This window comes from Rubidibacter lacunae KORDI 51-2, from assembly GCF_000473895.1.
GTDB lineage: Bacteria > Cyanobacteriota > Cyanobacteriia > Cyanobacteriales > Rubidibacteraceae > Rubidibacter > Rubidibacter lacunae.
This window is the reverse complement of the sequence record NZ_ASSJ01000075.1, coordinates 1-5,849: the sequence shown is the minus strand read 5'-3', so window position 1 is coordinate 5,849 and position 5,849 is coordinate 1. Positions and strand designations below refer to the sequence as shown.

Genomic DNA, 5,849 nt, shown 5'->3' with positions numbered 1-5,849 from the left:
TTCCATAAGCTCTCTGCCTCCTAAATTCGTTTTGTGGACTTTTTCAGCAAACCCTAAATAGATTGGAGCCTCTTCAATTGCAAGGGTTTGAGGCTTCATCAAAATCTTTGTGAATATTCCAGGCTAGGACAGTCCCACCGGATCTCGGGAGGGTGCCCCGCAGGGATTAGAACTTGACGAATGGGCGGTTTCAGTTTGTACAGGATATTTTGCTTGCCACAGCGGTATCCGAGCTCGGGGATCTGCTTGGAGTGGCAGTCTTGGCCTTTCATCTCTCGTGCGTTCAGAATGGTGGTTCGAGCGCTTCATCCCACCATTGAGTAGCTCCGCGCTAATAGCGGCGTTACCTGTGGCAGTTGGAAGGGATTGCTATGATTGGTTTTGCACCAAAGCAAAGGTGTACGACTAAATGATGCAAAGCAAGCCTCAAACCCTGAATCGGCTCGGGTACGCACTCGCAATGGCGATCGTGTTGGATTGCTTTGCACTGTCTGACTACTCAGCAGCAGCCGAAAGGATTACCGTCATCCGCGATGGCCTGCGCGTCGAGCTCTCCTATCGCGATGCCGATACCGAGACGCTCGATCTGCGTTTGCGCGTCTTGCGCGACGGGATAGTATTACTCGATGCCGACGTTCCGCGCGGCAGCCTCGTCCATCGTCCGCTCGCAAACTTCATTGAAGGTGGATTGCCCGTTCGCGACCTCAATGGCGACGGCGAGCCCGAGATCGTCGTCGATCTGTATACAGGGGGAGCGCACTGCTGTACGTATTCGCAAATTTACAGCTATAACAACGCGCAATCGGAATACATTGCGCTCGTGCACGATTGGGGAAGCGTGGGCTACAACTTGCGCGACCTCGATGGTGACGGGATTGCCGAGTTCGATAGCGCCGACGATCGCTTTGCCTACCGCTTTGCTAGCTTTGCTGGCTCGAGTTTTCCACTACAAATCTGGCAGTTGCGTGCTGGGGCAATGGTGGACGTTACGCGCAAATTCCCAGCGGCAATTTACAGTAGCGCCGCCCAGAACTGGGAACGTTACTCCAGCGCTCGCTCCGGCGGTGGAGAAGTGAAGGGAGCGCTAGCTGCATACCTCGCTGACAAACATTCTCTAAATGAAGGTGCTGACGGCTGGCAGCAAGTCCGCGCGGCCTATCAGAAAGGCGATCGTGCCGAGTTCTTTGCCGAGCTAAATGACTTTTTACGGGAAACTGGCTACACGCCCTAATGTTGCGAAGCGGGCGGATAAATAATACTTTACTACCTGCAAATCTTGAGCAAGCCTGGGAATTTGAGTTCGGATACAAACCCCGGAAGCCAAGGAGTTTCAGGCCGAGTAATTACAACAAGCTTTAGGGCTGAAACGTCGACCGCTGTTGGCGGGAGATAAACTTCTCTGCTGTTGCCTGCGTGTCGTATAACATCTGCTCGCGGCTGTCACGAGCCTGAGTGAGCGTTGGCACGAGTTTGCGTGCATTCAAGGTCATGTGGAGCTGCAGTTGCGAAACGTAATCGCCCATGCACTCCCGAAATTCAGTTGAATCTAGCGGTTGCCGATCTGACACCTTGCCCTCTTCAGAGAATTGCATAACAGCTATTACAGTTTCAGAGGTTATCACGAGCCATAGCACGATCGCTGCGGCAGCTTAAGATCTTGCAACATACCAACAGAAAGTTGGCGCTCGCCCGAGGGCAATGATTTTTCGGGAGCCATACCTTCCAGAGGACTGCCCAGAGAACTGCCGAACGTTAACGGTCGTGGAGCGAGTCACTAGCAGAAGTCTTGATATGCTGTGCCGGGCTGCGATCGCAGCTCAAAAGCTGGCTCGTCACCTCGCCCTGTCCCTAATCGCTCGGTTGGCAGGGACAATGTCGTCAATTGAGCGCGGCGATCGCCAAGGGTCGGAACGCAAGCAACCACATTGCCGGGCAACATTGCCGATAGTCCTTCAGCGCACGCGATCGGTTGCCATAGGCGAGGGTTCGATCGCGATCGCCCGACCGCTTGCAGTCTCTGCCGCCAGGATCGGCCTCCGAGCACTGGGGTTCTAAGTAATCAATACTGCGATGATAATGGCGGTCAGACCGAGCACGAGAGCGGATAGCTTGAGTCCGGCAGCAAGGTTGCCTTTGCGAATCTCGGCACTGTAATCGATGGGGTCGAGATAGTCATAAAGGCGAACGCCTCCGTAGAGTAGAACTACACCGACCGCAGTCCAGCCGATGGTGGCTGCAACGCGTGCGAGGACGTCGAGCATGGGCACTAATACCGTTTGCCAAAGTACCTCCACCATACAGCAGCTCCGTCGCGGACCGACTAGATTCGGTTCCAGCCAAAATTCCCTGACGCGTGGTTGGATGACGTGTTTGAATGACAATGTTGTCGAGAGGGTTGATCGTGCCTGCTAGTCGCGTCCAGGAGACTTACCGCTTCTCGGAACCATCTCTCTATTTGGCATTTGGAGCAATCGCGCTGATTGCCGTGGCAGGTATTGGCAGTTTCTTTACGTCGCGGATGGAGTTAGAGCGGCGCGTGCGCGCCTCGGGCAGCGAACCGGCAATCCTCGGTCCGGTTCTAGTTGAGCCTCAGACAATCGGCGCGCTGCGGATTGACGTGCGAGCACTGCTCGGCCGCAACGAGTGGGCGGTGTTTGAAATTCAGGCGCTCGATGCTACCGGCAAGGTTGTCGCATCGGCGGTGAAGGGAGCGTGGAGCGAATCGATTTCCGGACGCGATCCGGACCTGCAAGCAGGGCTTGATTTGAGGTCGCGCCAGTCCCGGGAACTCACCCTAGTCATTTCTGTCCTCGAGCGCGGCGACGTCCGCACCGGCGCATCGCCGCAATCGCTCCAGCAGCCCATTGACTTCGCGGTACGGGTGCGCTCGGGCGCGATAGACGGGCGTTTTTTGTGGGGCGGACTGTTCGTGTCGCTATTCTTTGCTGGTGCAACTTGGTTTCAGACGCTTACCAGCGGCCGCAGGGTCATCGAGGCCGTCAACCCGGACAGTGACGCTGCCGGCCGCGCTATTCTGGGCGGCGAGAACATAATGCTTCGGGTGCTGGCGATCGTGCTCTCCGACGAAACCTCGCCGCCGACCTTGAAAGTGCGGTTGCGCGTTAGTAACAGCCAAGGCCAGACGCTGTATCGCGATTCGCAAGAAATACGGCTGAAGTTTCGCCACAACGACGGCGAGATCGATGGCGCCATGGGGGCGGCGTTGTTTTTCCTGACGATCGCGGAACGTAACAGCTATGGTGTCTCCGTGGAGGTCGAGCCGGATGGACCCATCGATCGCACACACCTTGTTGTGACCGAAGGCGTGCGTACCCGCGGCAAAGCCCGCGTGGCATTTGTTGAAAACTGAGATGGAAAAATGTCCGCAGGAGAGCAGCTGTGATTCCGAAAGTGTTAGCCGTGCTTGGTTTGAGTGCCGCAATCTTCGCGGTCGCTAACGCCTACACTCAACCCGCTGCATTTCATCTAGGACAGCAGCGCCAGCGCGTTTACTGGCCTCGCCACGACACGCGTCCGTCGGGCTACTACTACGGACGCTATGGGACTCGGCAGCGCTGGGATCCGATTCCGGTGCGGCGAAGCACGGGTAACTTTACGGGCGGCGGTCCCGGCTCGGGCAAGTGAGGTTTGCAGCACGCCAGCAAAGGCTTTTGCTATTGGCAGCAGCAGTCTCATCGGCAGTCGGACTGGCCGCAGAGTTGTTGTTGGGAACGCTGGCGAGTTACCTGGTCGGCAATCAAGCACTAGCCTATGGCATCGCAGTTGGCGGCTTTCTTGCCGCCATGGGGCTCGGTTCGTACCTCAGTCAGTTCGTGGCATTGCGCGAAGACCGGTTGCTGGTGCGCTTCGTACAAATCGAGTTACTGACGGCTCCCTTGGCAGCACTGCTGCCGCTCGGCTTGTTCGCGTTATTCGTAGCGGGGAGTTCTCTCTGGCTGGGACTGGGATTGTCCGCGGCTTTGCTGGGAACCCTGGCTGGAATGGAGGTGCCGTTGCTGACGCGGGCAATGGAGCATGATGCCAGCTCGCGCGAAGCACTGGCCAGCGTACTAGCACTCGATTATGTGGGGGCGCTGTTCGGGTCGCTGGCATTTCCCCTCGTATTATTACCCGTGTTTGGGTTATTCTCGGCAGCCGCATTCATTGGCTCGCTGCCCGCTTTGATGGTGGTGGCGATCGCTCAGCAGTTTCCGCCGCTCAAATATTGGCGGCGCTGGGGCTTACTGGTAACGGTGCTGCTGTGGGCAGTTGCAGCCGCGGCAGGACCGATCGGCGATCGCCTCGAAGACAATCTTTACGACGCCCCAGTGATTTATCGCGAGCAGTCGGCATATCAGCGCATCGTGCTGACCCGTCGGGGTCGCGACGTGCGGCTCTTCCTAGACGGGGATTTGCAATTTTCCACCCTCGACGAGTATCGCTACCACGAAGCGCTCGTGCATCCAGCATTGAGCGCGGTCGAGACACCGCGACGAGTTTTGGTACTGGGTGCGGGGGACGGGCTGGCATTACGAGAGGTGCTGAAATGGCCGGTCGAACGCGTGGTACTCGTGGAGCTAGATCCGGCGGTGGTGGAGCTGGCGCGGACCTATCCGGTGTTGCGGCGACTGAACGCAGATAGCTTGCGCGATCGCCGGGTGGAGATTCACTATGGTGACGCCTTCGAGGTTACTGGCGACCTCTCGGAACAATTTGACGCGATCGTTGCCGATTTTCCCGATCCCGACCGCGACGTGCTAGCAAAGCTCTACACGCGGGGGTTCTATTTGCGACTGCGCGGGTTGCTGGCACCGGATGGCGTGCTCGTGACGCAAGCATCGAGTCCGTTTTTCGTCCCGCGGGTGATTGCCTGTATTGCAGCGACGTTGGAGTCGGCGGGGTTGCCAGTGCACCCCTATCAAACAACGGTACCGAGCTTCGGTCCCTGGGGATTCGTCCTCGCCGGACGGCAAACGGTCGATCCCGCTCGCTGGACGCTGCCGGTGGCAACCCGCTTTCTGACGCCGGAGCTACTGCCGAGCCTATTCGCGCTACCGGGAGATTTCGCGCCGGGTGCGGTGGAGATCAACCGACTCTCGCGTCCGACGATCGTGCGCTATCAAGTCGATCCCCGCTGGTCTGCGTACCGTTAAACCTTAGAAACCGACTAGGAGGTTACCGTGCCGCTCCCCATTTTTGTTGCGATCTTGCTCGTCACCGGATTTGTTTTGGCAATTGTATGGTTCGCCTCCAAGCGGCGCGGCCGCCGCCGCCCCAATCGGTCCGAACGCAACCCGTTCAATTTGCAGATCGGCGACATCGTCGACCACATGGGGACCTTCTGGGCAGTTGAGGGGATTTTGACTTACGAGGACGGCGGGTACACGTGGCTCGAATATATGCTCCTGGATGCCGATCGCATCGCGTGGCTGGCCGTCGAAGAAGATGACGTCCTTGAAATAAGCCTTTCTTATCCGACCAAAGAACTCGACGTCAGTAACCCGCCCCCGCCCCAACTCGACTTTCAAGGCGATCGCTACCGACTGGTGGAATCGGGAACGGCAACGATGACGCGCACGGGAAACACGCGCGATCGCGATGCCGAGCGCTGCCACTATTACGACTACGAAGGTCCGGAGGATAAGGTTTTGGCGATCGAACGCTGGGGCAGTACGTGGGAAGTCACCTATGGCGAGTCCCTATCGCTAGAGTCCCTGCGGCTATTGCCGGGTGAGGGCGAGAGCTTATACCGGCCGGGATAAGAACGCTCGGTATCATCGAGCTCTACGCGCTTATAGGACGCGATCGCCCAGAAGCCAGTCGCTTGCAAACTTTGGAGGCGCGAGCCC

The 5,849-nt window shown here is 57.8% G+C and carries 8 protein-coding genes; 5 read left to right on the top strand and 3 right to left on the bottom strand.

Annotation, left to right across the window (positions count from 1 at the left end):
- Positions 1 to 409 precede the first annotated feature (409 nt).
- The gene (locus KR51_RS13070) at positions 410 to 1,231 is read left to right on the top strand and encodes a hypothetical protein (protein ID WP_022608474.1); all 822 of its coding nucleotides are present in this window, start codon (positions 410 to 412) and stop codon (positions 1,229 to 1,231) included.
- 124 nt (positions 1,232 to 1,355) lie between these two features.
- Here the strand turns inward: KR51_RS13070 and KR51_RS20300 are convergent, their stop codons facing one another.
- The 3 genes from KR51_RS20300 to KR51_RS13055 form a co-directional block, all read right to left on the bottom strand.
- Positions 1,356 to 1,523 (bottom strand): hypothetical protein, encoded by a 168-nt coding sequence (locus KR51_RS20300; RefSeq protein WP_198016786.1) that lies wholly within the window; start codon positions 1,521 to 1,523, stop codon positions 1,356 to 1,358.
- A 251-nt stretch (positions 1,524 to 1,774) separates the two neighbouring features.
- Entirely contained in the window at positions 1,775 to 2,044 is a 270-nt protein-coding gene (locus KR51_RS19815; protein WP_156915111.1) for a hypothetical protein, read from the bottom strand.
- A gap of 7 nt (positions 2,045 to 2,051) precedes the next feature.
- Positions 2,052 to 2,297, bottom strand: a complete 246-nt coding sequence (locus tag KR51_RS13055; protein WP_198016785.1) for a DUF350 domain-containing protein — start codon at positions 2,295 to 2,297, stop codon at positions 2,052 to 2,054.
- 104 nt (positions 2,298 to 2,401) lie between these two features.
- Between KR51_RS13055 and KR51_RS13050 the strand changes: the two genes are divergently transcribed.
- From KR51_RS13050 to KR51_RS13035, 4 genes are read left to right on the top strand one after another with little or no spacing between them, the layout of a single operon-like run.
- A complete protein-coding gene (locus KR51_RS13050; RefSeq protein ID WP_156915110.1) occupies positions 2,402 to 3,370 on the top strand; it encodes a hypothetical protein in 969 nt (322 codons plus the stop codon).
- A 29-nt stretch (positions 3,371 to 3,399) separates the two neighbouring features.
- Positions 3,400 to 3,645 (top strand): hypothetical protein, encoded by a 246-nt coding sequence (locus KR51_RS13045; protein ID WP_022608465.1) that lies wholly within the window; start codon positions 3,400 to 3,402, stop codon positions 3,643 to 3,645.
- Complete coding sequence (locus KR51_RS13040; protein WP_022608463.1) at positions 3,642 to 5,153, top strand: polyamine aminopropyltransferase; 1,512 nt, start codon at positions 3,642 to 3,644, stop codon at positions 5,151 to 5,153. Before KR51_RS13045 ends, KR51_RS13040 begins: the two co-directional genes overlap by 4 nt.
- Before the next feature lie 27 nt (positions 5,154 to 5,180).
- Positions 5,181 to 5,762, top strand: a complete 582-nt coding sequence (locus KR51_RS13035; RefSeq protein ID WP_022608461.1) for a DUF4178 domain-containing protein — start codon at positions 5,181 to 5,183, stop codon at positions 5,760 to 5,762.
- The last annotated feature ends 87 nt before the right edge of the window (positions 5,763 to 5,849 follow it).

Coding starts and splice junctions, on each gene's coding strand:
- KR51_RS13055 (WP_198016785.1), bottom strand. CDS start 2,297: ATGGTGGAGGTACTTTGGCAAACGGTATTAGTGCCCATGCTCGACGTC.
- KR51_RS20300 (WP_198016786.1), bottom strand. CDS start 1,523: ATGGGCGATTACGTTTCGCAACTGCAGCTCCACATGACCTTGAATGCA.
- KR51_RS13070 (WP_022608474.1), top strand. CDS start 410: ATGATGCAAAGCAAGCCTCAAACCCTGAATCGGCTCGGGTACGCACTC.